The organism is Georgenia sp. AZ-5, assembly GCF_043952095.1.
Lineage (GTDB): Bacteria > Actinomycetota > Actinomycetes > Actinomycetales > Actinomycetaceae > Georgenia.
This window is the reverse complement of sequence record NZ_JBINOU010000001.1, coordinates 1,024,584-1,042,204: the sequence shown is the minus strand read 5'-3', so window position 1 is coordinate 1,042,204 and position 17,621 is coordinate 1,024,584. Positions and strand designations below refer to the sequence as shown.

Genomic DNA, 17,621 nt, shown 5'->3' with positions numbered 1-17,621 from the left:
GTCGTCAATCGCTAGTCGCGTATTGTCGGAGCGAGATCTTCGGCCGGGGCGCCTCCCCGCTCCCCGTGCTCGCCGTCAGGGCGAGGTAGCGCGGGTCCCACCGACGGGTCATCGGGGAAGGTTCGTCAGGCTATGGGGCGTGACGCGCTTTGCTGGCGTGCATTGTCGTTTGTGGTGAGGTGCTGCGGTTAGAGCTGGCCTCCGAACCGTGTTTCGGCGGCGGTAGGGCGTTTCTAGGCCGCGGGGCGGCCGCTCGGCCGCTGGAAGAGGGCTCCGGGGGCAGGCCGCGCCGGCCCCCCGGTGGCCCATTCAGGCCATTGCGGGTGCTGCCCTGAACAGCTTGAGGATGTTATGAACGGTCGCGGCGAAATGGAGCTCACTACGCACCGCTCGGAGCCCGCGGCGGGAGAAGCGTCTGAGCCCAATGACGTCTTTGAGCTGGCCGTTCGTGCCCTCGACCATCGGCGCGCGTTGCCGGTACAGCTCGCGGCCCTCTGGGGTGCGCAGGCGGTGGTCCATGGCTTCTAACGGATCCGCCCCCTCCGGTGGTGGTCCGCTGGTCGGCTCCTGTCGAGCGCGGCGTGCGTCGTCGCGGCCCTGGCCGGTCGCGATCAGGCGCGCCGGCCCGGGCACGGTGACGTTCTCCACGCTGCGGTAGCCAGCGTCTGCCAGCACCACGCCTACTTCTGTCTGACTGCTCCCGCAGGCGGTGAGCACACGGACGGCCTCGTCCAACTCGGTGAGCATCGGGACGAACGCGACGTTGTCGGCAGGGTTCTGCACGACATCGGCGACGAGGATGACCTGGTCCTGGCTTACGGCGAGCTGAGCGTTGTACCCCTGAACCCAACCCTTGCGGGTCGCCATGGACCTGGCGTCGGGATCGGTGATGTTCCGAAACCACTCCTTCGCGTTCCCACCCGGCCTCTCCCGTGGGGGCGGCCCGGCAGCGGCGCGTTCCTTCGCCCGTTCCAGCGCCTCACGCGCCCTGGCGACCCGGACGCACGCCTCCATGCTCACCGGGGCCCGGCCGCTGGGCGTGCGGCCCAGGGCGGCGGCCTGAGCCTGGCGCCGCTCCCAGCTATCGAGCTTCTGCTGATGGGCCGCCACCGCCCGGTCGAGCCGCATTTGCGCCACCACCACCGGATCGACACCCCGCGGCGCGCGGCCCGGATGCTCCCGTTCCGAACTAGGCAGGGTGGGGTCCGACATCATCTTCACCCACGCCTGAGCCTTGGCCTTGTCCTTCTCGCTGCGCTCGGCCACCTTCGCCGACTTCTCGGCCTCGATATCTGCCAGCGCCTTCTTGATCCGATCCTGCCGAGTCACCGGGTCCGCGAGGTCGGCGGGCAGCTCGTCGCCGAGCGCATCACCGAAGAGGGCGTCCTCGCGGGCGTCAACCTGCTCCGCCTCGGCCAAGATCTTCTCGACCTCCTCACGCAACCACTTCTCACTTCGCAACGCGTAGTCCGAGGCGTTCGCGGCGATCTTCGTCCCGTCAATCGCGACGGTACCGAGCTTGGCCAGACCGGCCTTCCCGCACAGCTGGAGGACCTGGGTGAACAACCCCTTCACGGCATCCTCCCGGTCCTTGCGGAACCGGGACAACGTGGTGTGATCGGGCACGTCCTGGGCACACGCAATCCGGAAAGCGACGTCGCTGCGGCACAACCGCTCAATCTGCCGAGAAGACTTGACCCCCATCGCGTAGCCATAAACCAGCACCGTCAGGAGCATCCGAGGCGCGTACCCCGCCCGGCCCACCCCGCCGAGCCGGGACCCGGCCTCGAATTCGCTGATGTCCAATGAATCGATCACCGAGATCACGAACCACACCAGATGCCCCGGCGGCAACCACTCCCGCATATCCGGAGGCAACAAGTACTGCTGATCCCGATCGACCGGCCGGTACCCCCTCGCCATACCCCATTCTCGAAGACACCGAGCCCCGAGCTCGGAGCCACGCCATTTCGCAACAGGCCCTATGCCTGACGAACCTTCCCCGATCGCGTCGCGCGACGTGCCTCAGCCGACGACGACCACTGGACCCCTGGTGCCCCTGCCGGCGCTACGCCGTGGCGTCCTCCCCCGCCAGCGCCGCCGCCCGGCCGGCCTCGAGCCGGGCGATGGGCACCCGGAACGGGGAGCAGGAGACGTAGTCCAGCCCGGCGTCGTGGAAGAAGTGGATGGATTCGGGGTCGCCGCCGTGCTCGCCGCACACCCCCATGTGCAGCTGCGGCTTCGCCGAGCGCCCGCCGGTGACGCCCGCGACCACGAGCGCGCCCACGCCGTCGGCGTCCAGCGTCTCGAACGGGGAGATGGTGAGCACGCCGTTCTCGAGGTAGTCGGCGAAGAACGCGCCCTCGACGTCGTCGCGGGAGAAGCCCCACGTGGTCTGGGTCAGGTCGTTGGTGCCGAAGGAGAAGAACTCCGCCTCCTCGGCGATGCGGTGGGCGGTCAGCGCGGCCCGGGGCAGCTCGATCATGCAGCCGATCGGCAGGTCCAGCACCGTGCCGGCGCCCTGGCCGACCTCGGCGAGGATGCCCTCGGCCTCCTCGCGGACGATCTGCAGCTCCCGCACCGACCCGACGAGCGGCACCATGATCTCCGGCCGCGGGTCCTTGCCGGCCTGCCGCAGCTGCACGGTGGCCTCGGCGATGGCGCGGATCTGCAGCGCGAAGAGCCCCGGCACCTTCAGGCCCAGGCGCACCCCGCGCAGGCCCAGCATGGGGTTCTGCTCGTGCATGCGCCGCACCGCGGCGAGCAGCTTGACCTCGCGCTCGTCGACCTTGCCCTTCTCCTCGGCCAGGACGACCCGCTCGATGTACTCGCGCCCGCTCGCCGAGGAACTGGTGCTCGGTGCGGCATAGCCCGATCCCCTCGGCCCCGCGCTCCCCCGCGCGGCGGGCGTCCTCGACGGTGTCGGCGTTGGCCCGCGCCCGCATCCGCCGCACGTCGTCGGCGTGGGTGAGGACCCGGTCCACCACCGACCAGCCGTGGCGTCGTCCAGCGCCGCCTCGGTCGCGACCCAGGACACCGTGACCCAGCTGATCGCGGGGAACCGTCGGGTCGCCCGGGAGGTCGGCGGTGGAAACGATCTCGCCGCCGCGGACGACCCCGCCGCCCGCGACGAGCTCGTTTCGGCGCTGGTGCAGGACGCCACCGCGTTGCTATCCCACCTCGACATCGACGCCCTGGACGAGGACGAGGCGCAGGTGGTCGCGCTGCTGGCGGTGGTCGCCCGGCAGGACGTCGAACTGGCCGAGGGGTCGGACGGCACGGACGGGTGGGCACCGACACGGCCCGGGGCGGGGCCGAGAGGCGGTACGGCGGGCCGGTGCTCACGCCACGGCGCGCCGGCCAGGGCCCCTGCGACGCCCCCGAAGGCGACCCGGCCGGTGACCCGCAGCCGGGCGCCGGGACGCAGGCCAAGGGTCTGCAGCAGGGGCGGGACGGGCTTCCCGCCGGCCACGCCCACCACCCGGACCTCGGTGCACTCACGGCAGTGGGAGAGCCTCATGACGAGAGATTAGGAGTCCGTTTTGGCGGCCGGGACGATGGTCCCGCCATTTACGTCCGAAGCGGATCGGTGCTGCGTTCACGGTGCGGTCGCCACTTGGGCCGGTGAGGCGGGCAGCTCGGGCCGCGACGGTGCTTCCACGAAGTCGACGACGCACAAGAGGTCACCGGCCTCGACGCTCTGCGTGGCGGCCACGGCGAGGCGTTGCACCCGGCCCGCCACCGGGGCGGTGATCGCGGCCTCCATCTTCATCGCCTCGATCGTCGCCAGCTGCTGACCGCGTTCGACAGCCTCACCGGCGCCCACCCGCATGGTCACCGCGCCGGCGTAGGGCGCGGCGATGTGACCCGGAGCATCGGGATCGGCCTTCTCGGCAGCGCGCGTGGTCGGCTCGACGCTTCGGTCGCGCACGTAGACGGGCCGCAGCTGACCGTGCAGCGTCGTCATGACGGTGCGCACGCCGTGCTCGTCCGGATCCCCCACCGCCTCGAGCCCGATGTGCAGCTGCACGCCCCGCTCGATCTCCACGACGTGCTCCTGGTCGACCCGGAGCCCGTAGAGGTAGTCCAAGGTGTCGATGACCGAGACGTCCCCAAACCGGTCGCGGTTCTCGGCGAAGGCTCGGGCCGGGCTGGGGAAGAGGAGCCGGTTGAGCGTCGCGCGACGCTCTGCGCCCGGGACGGCCAGCTCCGACGCCTGCTCCGGCGTCAGGGGCCGCTCGGCCAGGTCGGGCTCACGGCCGGCCAAGACCCTGGTGCGGAACGGCTCGGGCCACCCGCCCGGTAGCTCGCCGAGCTCGCCGGCCATGAACCGGATGACGGAGTCCGGCACGTCGTACGCGCCGGGGTTCTCCGCGAAGTCGTCAGGGCTTGCTCGCTTGGCGGCGAGTTGGAGGGCGAGGTCGCCGACGACCTTGGACGACGGCGTCACCTTGGGTATGCGCCCGAGGATCCGGTCGGCTGCGGCGTACATCTCCTCGATGAGCTCGAAGTCGTCCGCCAGGCCCAAGGCGATGGCTTGCTGGCGCAGGTTGGACAGCTGGCCGCCGGGAATCTCGTGGGAGTAGACCCGGCCCGTCGGTGCGGGCAGGCCGGACTCGAAGGGGCGGTAGACCCGGCGGACGGCCTCCCAGTACGGCTCCAGATCGCTGACCGCCGGCAGCGACAGCCCGGTGTCCCGCTCGGTGTGGGCGAGGGCGGCCACGAGGGCCGAGGCCGCCGGCTGGCTCGTCGTGCCGGCGAGCGGCGCGGAGGCGACGTCGACGGCGTCCGCTCCCGCGGCGGCCGCGGCCAGCAGGGTGGCGAGCTGGCCGCCGGCGGTGTCGTGGGTGTGGACGTGCACCGGTAGGTCGAACCGCTCGCGCAGCGCCCGCACCAGCAGGCCCGCCGCCCCGGGTCGCAGCAGCCCGGCCATGTCCTTGACGGCCAGGACGTGTGCACCGGAGCTGACGATCTGCTCGGCGAGGCTCAGGTAGTAGTCGAGGGTGTAGAGCCGCTCGCGGGGATCGAGCAGGTTGCCGGTGTAGCACAGGGCGACCTCGGCCACCGCGGCGTTCGTCTTGAGGACGGCGTCGATCGCGGGGCGCATCTGGGCGACGTCGTTGAGGGCGTCGAAGATGCGGAAGACGTCGATGCCGGTGGCGGTGGCCTCCGCCACGAAGGCGCGGGTGACCACCTCCGGGTACGGGGTGTAGCCGACGGTGTTGCGCCCGCGCAGCAGCATCTGCAGTGCGATGTTGGGCATCGCCTCGCGCAGCACCGCCAGCCGCTCCCAGGGGTCCTCCCCGAGGAAGCGCAGGGCGACGTCGTAGGTGGCCCCGCCCCAGGCCTCCACCGAGAGCAGCTCGGGGGTCATCCGGGCCACGTACGGCGCGACGGTAAGCAGGTCCTTCGTCCGCACCCGGGTCGCGAGCAGGGACTGGTGCGCGTCGCGGAAGGTCGTGTCGGTGACCGCGAGCGCCGTCTGCTCGCGCAGCGCGCGGGCGAATCGCTCGGGCCCGAGCTCGGCCAGGCGCTGCCGGGACCCGGCGGGGGCCGGCCGCTGCGGTGCGACCAGCGGCAGCTTGTCCGCGGGGTGCACCACTTCGGGCCGTGAGCCGTGCGGCTGGTTGACGGTGACGTCGGCGAGCCACGCCAGCACCTTCGTCGCGCGGTCCTGCGGCTTGCGGGAAGTGAGCAGCTCAGGGCGCTCCTCTATGAACCGGGTGCTGAGGTCGCCGGCCACCAGGGCCGGCTCATCCAGGACTGCCTGGAGGAACGGGATGTTCGTCGCCACGCCCCGGATGCGGAACTCCGCCAGCGCCCGCCGGGCGCGGCCCACCGCCGTCGGGAAGTCCCGGCCGCGGCAGGTGAGCTTGGTGAGCATGGAGTCGAAGTACGGGCTGACCTGGGTGCCGGTGTGTACGGTGCCGCCGTCGATGCGGATGCCTGCGCCGCCGGGTGAGCGGTAGGTCGTGATCCGCCCGGTGTCCGGGCGGAAGTCCGCCGCCGGGTCCTCCGTCGTGATCCGGCACTGCAAGGCCGCACCCCGCAGCCGGATGCTCTCCTGCCGCAGCCCGAGGTCCACCAGCGACTCCCCCGCCGCGATGCGCAGCTGCGCATGGACGAGATCGACGTCGGTGACCTCCTCGGTCACCGTGTGCTCGACCTGGATGCGCGGGTTCATCTCAATGAACACGTGCTGCCCCGCCCGTGGGCCCTCCGTCTCGACGAGAAACTCCACGGTGCCCGCGTTCACGTAGCCCACCGCCCGGGCGAAGGCGACGGCGTCGACGTGGAGGCGGTGACGGACCGCGTCATCGAGGTTCGGCGCCGGAGCGATCTCGACGACCTTCTGGTGGCGACGCTGCACGGAGCAGTCACGCGTGAAGAGGTGCACAACGTCCCCGTGCTGGTCGGCGAGCACCTGCACCTCGACGTGCCGGGGGCGCAGGACCGCTTCCTCGAGGAACATCGTGGGGTCGCCGAACGCGGCGCCGGCCTCACGCATGGCCTGCTCGAGCGCGGGGCGCAGCTCCCCCGGAGTCTCGATACGGCGCATTCCGCGCCCACCGCCGCCGGCGACGGCCTTGGCGAAGACCGGGAAGCTGAGCTCCCGGGCGTCGGCGACCAGCGTGTCGACGTCGGCCGACGCTCGGGTGGAGCGCAGCACCGGGATGCCCGCCGCGGCGGCCTGCTCCTTGGCGATGACCTTGTTCCCGGTGCGGGAGAGCACCTCGGCCGAGGGCCCGACGAAGGCGAGCCCAGCCGCGTCCGCCGCGCGGGCGAGCGCGGAGTTCTCGGAGAGGAACCCGTAGCCGGGATAGATCGCCTCCGCGCCGGACTCCACCGCCACGCGGATGATTTCCTGCACGTCCAGGTACGCGGCCACGGGCTGGCCGCGCGTGCCGATCTCGTAGGCCTCGTCCGCCTTCTGCCGGTGCAGCGAGCCGCGGTCTTCGTACGGGTAGACCGCCACGGTGCGGGCACGGAGCTCGTAGGCGGCGCGGAACGCGCGGATGGCGATCTCGCCCCGGTTGGCCACCAGGATCTTGCGGAACATGGTCCTCCTCGTTGGCGACAGGGGTTCCGGGGGCGGCGCCGGCTGAGTGGCGCACGGCCGCACCCGGGCCGGGCACGTCGGCGCAGCCCAGGAAGGTCAGCGCCGCGAGATCTTGCCCGTGAGGGATGCGACGGAGCTGAGGATCACCGGCCGGGCGGCAACCCAGGCGATAACGATGACCGCCAGCGAAGCAGCAAACATCCAGAACCCCAGCCAGCCGGCGTCGTCGCGCACGGCGTACATATGGTTGAGGTTGCGCAACGCCCCGGTCGTCAGCACGAGGGCGACATGGATGACGATGAATGCGACGAAGTACAGCATCACGGGGAAGTGGATCGCGCGAGCCACCTCGATCGGGTAGAGCCGGTTGATCCGCTTCCAGCTAGCCGGCCACGCCGGGGACATCCGCAGGCCGGTGAGGGCGGCCAGGGGCGCGGCGACGAAGATAGTGACGAAGTAGGCGAGCAGCTGCAGGGAGTTGTAGTTCACCCAGCCGTTCTCCGTCGGCCAGTCCAGGGAGAGGTACTGGACCAGGACCGATACGGCGTTGGGGAAGACCTCCCAGCTGGTCGGCACGATCCGCATCCACTGCCCGGTGGCGAACATCAGGACGATGAACACCAGCCCGTTCGAGATCCAGATCACGTCCAGGCTGAGGTGGAACCAGACGTGCAGGCTCATCTTCTGCGGCGACTTCCGGGTGCGCAGTAGGCCCTTGTTGTTCCGGGTCCAGTACGCCGGTGGGCGGGTCGTGGTCCGGATGAGCCACCCGGACCGGATGATGAGGACCATCAGGAAGACGTTCAGGAAGTGCTGCCAGCCCAGCCAGGCGGGGAATCCGACGGGCGCGCTCTCGGGCAGCCGGGTCTCCCCCGGAAAGTGGTGGACGAACGTCTCGACGGCGGGAAGCCCCCGCAGCCAACGCGCCAGGAGCACGGCCACAACGAGGAGCGCCAGCGCGGTCGGGACAAGCCATACGAGTCTGGCGAACCGGCTCTTCTTCATGTCAGCGAGAGTGGTCATCACGATGCCTTCCTCGTCCTTCTCGACGGCTGTCCGGTCGGTCTGGAACGCCGTCAGACGACGGACGCGGCGGTGACCTCGACCGCCTGGCGGCGCTTCTCGATCGCGTCGATGAGCTGCGGCGCCACCTTGAACACGTCCCCCACGACACCGAAGTCGGCGATGTCGAAGATCGGCGCGTCGCCGTCCTTGTTGATCGCCACGATTGTCTTGGCGGTCTGCATGCCCGCCCGGTGCTGGATCGCTCCGGAGATCCCCAGCGCCACGTAGAGCTCCGGCGAGACGGTGGTCCCCGTCTGTCCCACCTGGGCCGACTGGGATACGAACCCCGCGTCGACCGCGGCGCGTGAGGCGCCCACGGCGGCGCCAAGGGCGTCGGCAAGCTGCTCCACCAGGGCGAAGTTCTCCTGCGAGCCCAGCCCGCGTCCGCCGGAGACGACCTTGGCGGCGCCGCGCAGCTCCGGGCGGCCCGACTGGGCCGGTGCGGTGTGGACGGCGTCGACCACGGCAGCGGTCCCGGGCTCGACCGGGCCTGTGGTGACCGCCGGGGTGGCGGCGGGGGCCTGCCCGTCGATGGCCCCGTCGCGCACGGTGACGACGGCGGGCCCTCCCTCGATCGCGGAGTCCACGGTGTAGGTGCCACCGAATACAGAGTGCTGGACCACGATGCGGTCCCCGTCCAGGCGCACGCCGACGGCGTCGACGGCGAGGCCCGTGCGCATCCGCACGGCGAGCCGCGCCCCCGCCTCCCGGCCGTCCACGGAGTGCGGGACGAGCACGGCGGATGCGCCCACCTCGCGGACCACCCACTCCAGCGCAGCGACCACGGGCGTCACGACCGCGGCGCCGACGGCGTCCGACTCGGCGACGTACACCTGCTCTGCGCCGAGCTCGCCCAGCTGGGTCACGGCGCCGGAGGCCTCGCCGGGCCGCGTCGCCACGACGGCGACCGGCGTGCCGATGGTGGCCGCGGCCGCCAACAGGGACCGCGCCGAACTGCGGACGCCCCCGTCGGGCGCGACCTCGATCAGGACAACGATATGAGACACGGTGGTTCCTCCGTCAGATCAGGTGGGCGGCGGCGAGGAACTCAGCGAGCTCCTTGCCCGCGTTTCCGTCGTCGACGATCTTCTTGCCGGCGGTGCGCGCGGGCCGTTCCGCGGCGCTGAGGACGATGGAGCGGGGGTTGGCCCCCTGCCCCGCCAGCACCTCGGCACCGAGGTCGGCGAGGGTGAGCACCTCGAGCGGCTTTTTCTTGGCCTTCATGATGCCCCGGAAATTGGGAAACCGGGCCTCGGGCGCCCGCTCGGTGACGGAGATGACGGCGGGCAGCGCCGCGCGCAGGTCCGAGGTGCCGACCTCCGTGTTGCGCTCGCCGCGCACCTCGCCGTCCATGATCTCCACGGAGTTCAGGTGGGTGGCGTGCGCGACGCCCAGGTGCTCGGCGATCATCGCGGGCACCACACCGCCACGTCCGTCCGTGGACTCGTTGCCGGCGATGACGAGGTCGAAGCCCGTGCGCCGGATCGCGGCGGCCAGGACCTCGGCGGTCCGGACCAGATCGGCACCGGCTAGCCCGTCGTCGGCGACGTGCACCGCGGAGTCCGCGCCCATGGCGAGGCCCTTACGGAGGATTTCCGTCGCTCCCTTCGGACCCATCGTCATGACGACGACCTCGGCGTCGTGGGAGTCCTTGTGCGCCAGCGCGGCCTCGAGGGCGCGCTCGCCGACCTCGTCGATGACGGGGTCGCTCGCGGCCCGGTCCACCCGTCCCGTGCTCGGGTTGAGCCTGCGCTCGCCCCACGTATCAGGCACCTGCTTGACCAGCACGACGATCCTCATGGGCCCGCTCCTCCTGCAACGTCCTTGTCGGATAGCCCGAATCATGCCATTCATGCGCAGGAAAATCTAGCCATGCGAACCGACATCTGAAACCGCGTGCCGCCCGGCGCTCATGGGGCCGGGCGGCAGATGACCGGTGGCCGCCGTCGTTCCCAAGACAATGCGGGGCTCAGGCGGTGGCGTCCTCCCGGTTCAGCGCGGCGGCGCGGCCGGCCTCGAGCCGGGCGATCGGCACCCGGAACGGCGAGCAGGAGACGTAGTCCAGCCCGGCGTCGTGGAAGAAGTGGATCGACTCGGGGTCGCCGCCGTGCTCGCCGCACACCCCCATGTGCAGCTGCGGCTTCGCCGAGCGCCCGCCGGTGACGCCGGCGACCACCAGAGCCCCGACGCCGTCGGCGTCCAGCGTCTCGAACGGAGAGATGGTCAGCACCCCGTTCTCGAGGTAGTCGGCGAAGAACGCGCCCTCGACGTCGTCGCGGGAGAAGCCCCACGTGGTCTGGGTCAGGTCGTTGGTGCCGAAGGAGAAGAAGTCCGCCTCCTCGGCGATGCGGTGGGCGGTCAGCGCGGCCCGGGGCAGCTCGATCATGCAGCCGATCGGCAGGTCCAGCACCGTGCCGGCGCCCTGGCCGACCTCGGCGAGGATGCCCTCGGCCTCCTCCCGGACGATCTGCAGCTCCCGGACCGAGCCGACGAGCGGCACCATGATCTCCGGCCGCGGGTCCTTGCCGGCCTGCCGCAGCTGCACGGTGGCCTCGGCGATGGCGCGGATCTGCAGCGCGAAGAGCCCCGGCACCTTCAGCCCCAGGCGCACCCCGCGCAGGCCCAGCATGGGGTTCTGCTCGTGCATGCGCCGCACCGCGGCGAGCAGCTTGACCTCGCGCTCGTCCACCTCACCCTTCGCCTCGGCGAGCGCCACCCTCACGGACAGCTCGGTCAGGTCGGGCAGGAACTCGTGCAGCGGCGGGTCGATGAGCCGGATGGTGGTGGGCAGGCCGTCCATCACCTCGAGCAGGTCGACGAAGTCCTGACGCTGCAGCGGCAGCAGCTCGGTCAGGGCGGCGTCGCGCTCGTCGGGGGTGTCCGCCAGGACCACCCGCTCGATGTAGCGGCGCCGCTCGCCGAGGAACTGGTGCTCGGTGCGGCACAGGCCGATGCCCTCGGCGCCGCGATCACGCGCGCGCCGGGCGTCCTCGGCGGTGTCGGCATTGGTGCGCACCCGCATCCGCCGCACGTGGTCGGCGTGGGTGAGGACGCGGTGCACCGCCTCGACCAGCTCGCGCGTCGACTCGTCGGGCGCGGCCTCGAGTCCGGCCTCCAGCCCGTGGGAGATGTACCGCATGACCGGGGAGTCGACCACCGGCACGTCACCGAGGAAGACCTCCCCGGTGGACCCGTCGAGGGCGATGACGTCGCCCGGGCGCAGCACCCGGCCGTCGACCCGAACCTCCTTCTTGGCGACGTCGACGTCCACGGCCTCCGCGCCGACGACGGCGCAGGTGCCCATACCGCGGGCGACGACCGCCGCGTGGGAGGTCTTCCCGCCGCGGGACGTGAGGATGCCGTCGGCGACGATCATGCCCTGCAGGTCGTCCGGGTTCGTCTCGCGCCGCACCAGGATCACCTTCGCGCCGGCGGCCGTGCGCTCCATGGCCTGGGCGTTGTCGAGGACGATCTCGCCCACCGCGGCGCCGGGCGAGGCGGCCATGGCCTTGGTCAGCAGGACCTTTTCGGCGTCGGCGTCGAACTGCGGGAAGAGCAGCTGGCTGAGCTGGGCACCGGTGGTCCGGGCGATCGCCTCGTCCATGGTGATGAGGTTCTCGTCGACGAGCTGGGTGGCGATGCGGAAGGCCGCGGCGGCCGTGCGCTTGCCGACCCGGGTCTGCAGCATCCACAGCTTGCCGCGCTCGATGGTGAACTCGATGTCGCACAGGTCGCGGTAGTGCGTCTCCAGCCGGCGCATCGCCTGGAGGAGGTCGGCGTAGGACTTCGGGTCCAGCTTCTCCAGGTCCGCCAGGGACAGGGTGTTGCGGATGCCGGCGACGACGTCCTCGCCCTGGGCGTTGGGCAGGTAGTCGCCGTAGATGCCAGAGTGGCCGGTGGAGGGGTCCCGGGTGAAGGCCACGCCGGTGCCGGAGGTCTCGCCGAGGTTGCCGAAGACCATCGTCACGACGTTGACGGCGGTGCCCAGGTCGTTGGGGATGCGTTCGCGCCGGCGGTACAGGCGCGCCCGCTCGGTGTTCCACGAGCCGAACACGGCCTCGATGGCCATGTCCAGCTGCTCCCGCGGGTGCTGCGGGAACTCCCGGCCGCACTGCTCGCGGACGATGCGCTTGTAGGTCTCGACGAGGTCGTGCAGGTCCTCGGCGCCCAGGTCGACGTCGGTTGCCGCGCGCACCTCGGCCTTCTTCGCGTCCAGCGCCGCGGCGAAGAGCTCCCCGTCGATCCCGAGCACCGTCTTGCCGAACATCTGGATCAGCCGCCGGTAGGAGTCCCAGGCGAACCGCTCGTCGCCGGAGAACTCGGCCAGGCCCTTGACCGAGGCGTCGTTGAGCCCGACGTTGAGCACCGTCTCCATCATGCCGGGCATGGAGAACTTCGCCCCCGAGCGCACCGAGACCAGCAACGGCTCATGAAAATCACCTAGTCGGCGTCCTAATGTGTCCTCGATCTCGCGCAGCGCCATCGTCACCTCCACCCGCAGCTCGGGCGGGACGTGGCCGTCGCGCATGTAGGCACGGCACGCCTCGGTGGTGATGGTGAAGCCGGGCGGGACCGGCAGCCCGATCTTCGTCATCTCCGCCAGGTTCGCGCCCTTGCCGCCCAGCAGGTCCTTCTGGTCCTTGTCACCCTCGCTGAACCGGTACACGTACTTAACCATGGCCGCCCTCCCGGACTTCCGTGCCAGGCACCTTGCCGGCGCCGTCGCCTCACCCTATGACGGTGACCTGAGTCACCCTTGCCAGACTACGCATCCTGCACCCTGCACCCTGCCGACCTACGGACGGAGTGGTGCAGCGCCCGCAGTGGCGGCGGCGCCACGCGCCGGTGCCGGGAACCGACGCAGGCGTGGCAGCACCTCTTGGCCGTACAGCTCGAGGAAGCGCCGCTGATCACGTCCGGGCGCGTGGAACACGAGGTGATTGAACCCCAGGTCCGTGTACGCCCGGATGCGATCGACGTGCTCATCCGGATCGTCCGAGACGATCCATCGCGACGCCGCCCTCTCCAGCGGCAGCGCATCGGCGAGGCGCTGCATCTGGATCGGGTCTTCCACGCCGGTCTTCTCCTCCGCCGAGAGTGCCAGGGCCGCCCACTCGCGAGTGTCCGTCAGCGCTCTGGACCGGTCGTGGTCGAACGACACCTTCATCTCGATCATGAGGTCCAGGTCGTCCAGGGACCGTTCCGCCCTGGCGGCGCCCTCGGCCAGCGCCGGCAGCAGCGTCTCCGAGTACAGCTGCGCCGCCTTGCCGGAGGTGGTGATGAAACCGTCTGCGATGCGCCCGGCCAGGCGCGTCGCCGCAGGACCCGAGGCGCCGACGTATATCGGCACCGGCCGCTCCGGCCGGTCGTACACGGTCGCGCGGTCAGTCCGGTAGTAGGTGCCTTCGTACGTCACCCGGTCCTGGCTCCACAGGAGACGGATCAGGGTGATGGCTTCCTTGAGGCGGGCGAAGCGTTCCTTGCCGTCCGGCCAGTGCAGGCCCAGCGGCACCTCGTTGAGCGACTCCCCGGTGCCTACGCCGAGCACCACCCTGCCTGGGTACATGACGCCCAGGGTCGCGAAGGCCTGGGCGATGACCGCCGGGTGGTACCGGAAAGTCGGCGTGAGCACCGACGTGCCGAGGACGATCCGTTCCGTCCGGGCACCCGCCGCCCCGAGCCAGGGCAGCGCGGCGGGTGCATGCCCCCCGTCGTGCCGCCACGGCTGGAAATGGTCTGAGACGAACACCGAATCGAACCCCGCCTGCTCCGCCAGCACGGCCAGCTCCACCAGCTCGCGTGGGCCGAACTGTTCCGCCGACGCCTTGTACCCGATGGTCAGCCTCATCGCTCCTCCTTGCCCTGCCCGGTCTGCGAAACCGCCACCCTCAGAGGTGCCGCTCTTCCGGCCCGACGTAGGCGCTGAGCGGCCGGATGAGCGAGTTCGCCTCCAGCTGCTCCATGACGTGCGCCGTCCACCCGGTGACGCGGCTCGCGACGAACAGCGGCGTGAAGATCTCCGTGTCGAACCCCATGAGGTGATAGGCGGGACCGGACGGGTAGTCCAGGTTCGGCTTGATGTCCTTGCGCGAGACCATCGCCCGCTCGAGGTTGTCGTAGAGGGCGGCGATGTCCGGCCGGTCGTAATGGGTGATGAGCGTGTCCAGCGCCGCCTTCATGCTCGGCACCCGCGAGTCGCCGTTCTTGTACACGCGGTGGCCGAAGCCCATGATCTTGCGCTTCTCGGCCAGGGCCTGCTCGAGCCAGGCCTCCGCGCGGTCGGCGCTGCCGATCTCGTCGAAGACGTGCATGACCGCCTCGTTGGCCCCGCCGTGCAGCGGGCCCTTGAGCGCCCCGATCGCGCCGACGACGGCGGAGTACAGGTCCGAGAGCGTCGAGGTGATGACGCGGGCGGTGAACGTGGAGGCGTTGAAGGAGTGCTCGGCGTAGAGGACGAGCGAGACCCGGAAGGCGTCGACGACGACAGGGGCCGGCACCTCGCCGAAGGTCATGTACAGGAAGTTCTCCGCGTACCCCAGATCGTCGCGCGGCGGGACGAGCGGCTGGCCGCGGCGGCGCCGCTGGGCGTAGGCGACGACGGCGGGCAGCTGTGCGAACAGCCGCGCGGACTTCGCCAGGTTGGCGTCCCGGGAGGCGTCCGCCGTCGTCGGGTCGTTGGTCCCGATGACGCTGACAGCGGTGCGGACCACGTCCATCGGGTGGGCGGTGGTGGGCAGGGAGTCAATGACCGCCTTGACGTTGGCCGCGAGCTCGCGCTGCGCGCGTTCGTCCCGCTCGAGCGCCGCGCGCTCATCGGGCGTGGGCAGCTCGCCGTGCCAGAGCAGGTACGCGACCTCCTCGAAGGAGCACCTTGCGGCCAGCTCCTGGACGGGATAGCCGCGGTAGAGCAGGGAGTTGGTCTCCGGGTTCACCTTGGAGATCGCGGTGGTGTCCACGACGACGCCGGCGAGTCCCTTGCGGATCTGCGGCTCGGTCTGGGTCTCGGTCTGGGCAGTCATGCTCGCTCCTTTGCGCTCACGTGCTCGATCAGTTCCGCCTACGTCAAGGCGGGTTTGTAGGTGTAGATGGACGTGTCGAAGTGGTTGTAGCCCTCGTAGTCGAGGAGCTCGTAGAGCCGCGCGCGGTGCTGCATCTGCGGCACCAGCGGCGCCAGGGTGCCCTGCTCCTCGAGCGTGTCGAGGCCCCGCTCCGCCGCGCCCATGGCCAGGCGCAGGAGAGAGACGGGATAGATGACGATGTTGATCCCGACGTCGGCGAGCTGCCGCGTGGTAAACAGCTCGGACTTGCCGAACTCGGTCATGTTGGCCAGCACCGGCACGTCGACGGCGCGGCGCACCGACTCGAACTCGGCCAGGTCACGCATCGCCTCGGGGAATATGGCGTCGGCCCCCGCGTCGACGAGCGCCCTGGCCCGGTGGACCGCCGCGTCCAGCCCGTCCACGGCCCGGATGTCGGTGCGCGCCATGATCAGCAGGTTCGCGTCACGGCGGGCGTCGACGGCGGCACGGATGCGCTTGAGGGCGGTATCGGCGTCGACCACCTGCTTGCCGTCGAGGTGCCCGCAGCGCTTGGGGTTGACCTGGTCCTCGATGTGCAGCCCGGCAACCCCGGCGTCCTCGAGGGCCTGCACGGTGCGGGCGACGTTCATCGGCTCGCCGAAGCCGGTGTCCGCGTCGACCAGCGCGGGCAGGTCCGTGACGCGGGCGATCTGCTGGCTGCGGCCGGCGACCTCGGTCATGGTGGTCAGCCCGATGTCCGGCAGGCCCAGGTCGGCCGAGAGGACCGCGCCGGAGATGTAGACGCCCTCGAGCCCCTTGTCCTCGATGAGCTTGGCGCTCAGCGGGTTGAACGCGCCGGGGAAGCGGAGGAGCTCCCCGGAAGCGAGCCGCGCACGCAGCGCCGCGCGCTTGGCCGCGGGCGTGATGGTCGAGTACAGCATCAGAAGATCCCCTCCGGGGCGTCGACGGTCGCGAGCAGCCCGGCCGGGGCCGTGACGGTCAGCTCGCCCAGCTCGCCGGCCCCCAGCTCGGGCAGGCGCTGCGCGACGGCGAGGAACCGCTCGATCTCGGCGTGGTCGAGGATGCCCGCCGCCAGCGTGCGGAACTTCTCCACGTACTGCTCCCGGCCGAACGGCCGGGCGCCGAGCGGGTGCGCGTCGGCGACGGCGATCTCCTCGACCACGCGCGATCCGTCCGTGAGCGTGATCTCCACCCGGCCGCCGAAGGCCTTCTCCGCCGGGTCGGTCGAGTGGTACCGGCGCGTCCACTCGGGGTCCTCCGCCGTCGTGATCTTGCGCCACAGCGCCACGGTGTCCGGCCGGGCGGCCCGCTCGGGGGCGTAGGAGTCCACGTGGTGCCAGGCCCCGTCCTGCAGGGCGACGGAAAAGATGTACGGGATCGAGTGGTCCAGGGTCTCGCGGGACGCCGTCGGGTCGTACTTCTGCGGGTCTTTCGCGCCCGAGCCGATGACGTAATGGGTGTGATGGCTCGTGTGGATCACGATCGAGGCGACGTTCGCCGGGTCCGCGAGCTCCGGCCGGGTCCGGTGCAGCCGGCGGGCGAGGTCGATCAGGGCCTGCGACTGGTACTCCGCCGAGTGCTCCTTGGTGTAGGTGTCCAGGATCGCCAGCTTCGGCTCGCCCGGCGCGGGCAGCGGCACCTCGTAGGCGGCGTCGGGGCCGTCGAGCAGCCAGGCGATGACGCCGTCCTCGCCCTCGTAGATGGGCGTGGGCGAGGTCTGCCCGCGCATGGCCCGGTCCACGGCCTCGACGGCTACCTTGCCGGCGAAGGCGGGGGCGTGGGCCTTCCAGGTGGAGATCTCGCCCTTGCGGGACTGGCGAGTGGCCGTCGTGGTGTGCAGCGCCTGGCCGATGGCGTGGAAGATGACCTCCGGCTCCAGGTCGAGCAGGGTGCCGATGCCAGCCGCGGCGGACGGGCCGAGGTGGGCGACGTGGTCGATCTTGTGCTTGTGGAGGCTCATGTCGCGCACGAGGTCGACCTGGATCTCGTAGCCGGTAGCGATGCCGCGCACGAGCTGCGCCCCGGTCAGCCCGCGGCGCGAGGCCAGGTGCTGTGCAACGGCGACGATCGGGGGGATGTTGTCGCCCGGGTGGGAGTACTCGGCGGCGAGGAAGGTGTCGTGGTAGTCCAGCTCGCGCACGGCCACCCCGTTGGCCCACGCCGCCCACTCAGGGCTGACCCGGTCGGCACGCTCGGCGCCGAAGACGGTGGAGCCGGGCGCGTAGGGGTGGGCCATGGCCTGGGCGCGGGCGGCGACGGCAGGTCCGCGCAGCAGCGAGGCGGTGGCGACGGCGGCGTTGTCGATCACCCTGTTGATCACCATGTCGGTGACCTCCGCGGTGACGGGGACCGGGTCGGTGGCGACCTCGGCGATCTTCCACGCGAGCTGCTCCTCGCGGGGCAGATTGTCCGCGCTGGGGTGGACGCGGACGTGATGGGTGACCATGCGGTGGGTG

General features: G+C 71.0%; 11 protein-coding genes and 2 pseudogenes. 1 reads left to right on the top strand and 12 read right to left on the bottom strand.

Translation table 11 applies throughout. From position 1 onward, the window contains the following. Positions 1–309: 309 nt before the first annotated feature. The 3 genes and pseudogenes from ACF0H8_RS04960 to ACF0H8_RS04950 all read right to left on the bottom strand — a co-directional run. Complete coding sequence (locus ACF0H8_RS04960; RefSeq protein ID WP_395287876.1) at positions 310–1,923, bottom strand: transposase; 1,614 nt, start codon at positions 1,921–1,923, stop codon at positions 310–312. Positions 1,924–2,068: 145 nt separating this feature from the next. Continuing rightward, positions 2,069–2,728, bottom strand: coding sequence for a putative PEP-binding protein (locus tag ACF0H8_RS04955; protein WP_395290810.1), 660 nt, complete (start codon positions 2,726–2,728; stop codon positions 2,069–2,071). A 169-nt stretch (positions 2,729–2,897) separates the two neighbouring features. Beyond that, positions 2,898–2,945, bottom strand: a pseudogene (locus ACF0H8_RS04950) (hypothetical protein); the annotation flags it as partial. 72 nt (positions 2,946–3,017) lie between these two features. Here ACF0H8_RS04950 and ACF0H8_RS04945 point away from each other — a divergent pair. Continuing rightward, a pseudogene (locus ACF0H8_RS04945) lies at positions 3,018–3,287 on the top strand (IS5/IS1182 family transposase); the annotation flags it as partial. A 311-nt stretch (positions 3,288–3,598) separates the two neighbouring features. Here ACF0H8_RS04945 and ACF0H8_RS04940 read toward each other — a convergent pair. The 9 genes from ACF0H8_RS04940 to ACF0H8_RS04900 all read right to left on the bottom strand — a co-directional run bounded on the left by ACF0H8_RS04940 (position 3,599) and on the right by ACF0H8_RS04900 (position 17,611). Next, positions 3,599–7,060 carry a pyruvate carboxylase gene (locus tag ACF0H8_RS04940; protein ID WP_395287875.1) on the bottom strand — a complete coding sequence of 1,154 codons (3,462 nt, stop codon included), beginning with the start codon at positions 7,058–7,060 and terminating at the stop codon, positions 3,599–3,601. Between the two features lie 96 nt (positions 7,061–7,156). Continuing rightward, positions 7,157–8,083: a cytochrome b/b6 domain-containing protein gene (locus tag ACF0H8_RS04935; protein ID WP_395287874.1), complete on the bottom strand. Its 927-nt coding sequence runs from the start codon at positions 8,081–8,083 to the stop codon at positions 7,157–7,159. A gap of 53 nt (positions 8,084–8,136) precedes the next feature. Further along, entirely contained in the window at positions 8,137–9,132 is a 996-nt protein-coding gene (locus tag ACF0H8_RS04930; protein WP_395287873.1) for an electron transfer flavoprotein subunit alpha/FixB family protein, read from the bottom strand. A 13-nt stretch (positions 9,133–9,145) separates the two neighbouring features. Continuing rightward, complete coding sequence (locus ACF0H8_RS04925; RefSeq protein ID WP_395287872.1) at positions 9,146–9,925, bottom strand: electron transfer flavoprotein subunit beta/FixA family protein; 780 nt, start codon at positions 9,923–9,925, stop codon at positions 9,146–9,148. Positions 9,926–10,094: 169 nt separating this feature from the next. Next, complete coding sequence (ppdK, locus tag ACF0H8_RS04920; RefSeq protein WP_395287871.1) at positions 10,095–12,803, bottom strand: pyruvate, phosphate dikinase; 2,709 nt, start codon at positions 12,801–12,803, stop codon at positions 10,095–10,097. A 117-nt stretch (positions 12,804–12,920) separates the two neighbouring features. Further along, the gene (gene fgd, locus ACF0H8_RS04915; protein ID WP_395287870.1) at positions 12,921–13,973 is read right to left on the bottom strand and encodes a glucose-6-phosphate dehydrogenase (coenzyme-F420); all 1,053 of its coding nucleotides are present in this window, start codon (positions 13,971–13,973) and stop codon (positions 12,921–12,923) included. A gap of 40 nt (positions 13,974–14,013) precedes the next feature. After that, complete coding sequence (locus tag ACF0H8_RS04910; protein WP_395287869.1) at positions 14,014–15,144, bottom strand: bifunctional 2-methylcitrate synthase/citrate synthase; 1,131 nt, start codon at positions 15,142–15,144, stop codon at positions 14,014–14,016. 38 nt (positions 15,145–15,182) lie between these two features. Next, the gene (gene prpB / locus ACF0H8_RS04905) at positions 15,183–16,085 is read right to left on the bottom strand and encodes a methylisocitrate lyase (protein ID WP_395287868.1); all 903 of its coding nucleotides are present in this window, start codon (positions 16,083–16,085) and stop codon (positions 15,183–15,185) included. Further along, positions 16,085–17,611 (bottom strand): MmgE/PrpD family protein, encoded by a 1,527-nt coding sequence (locus ACF0H8_RS04900; RefSeq protein ID WP_395290809.1) that lies wholly within the window; start codon positions 17,609–17,611, stop codon positions 16,085–16,087. The genes prpB and ACF0H8_RS04900 overlap by 1 nt, the downstream gene beginning before the upstream one ends. Positions 17,612–17,621: the final 10 nt, after the last annotated feature.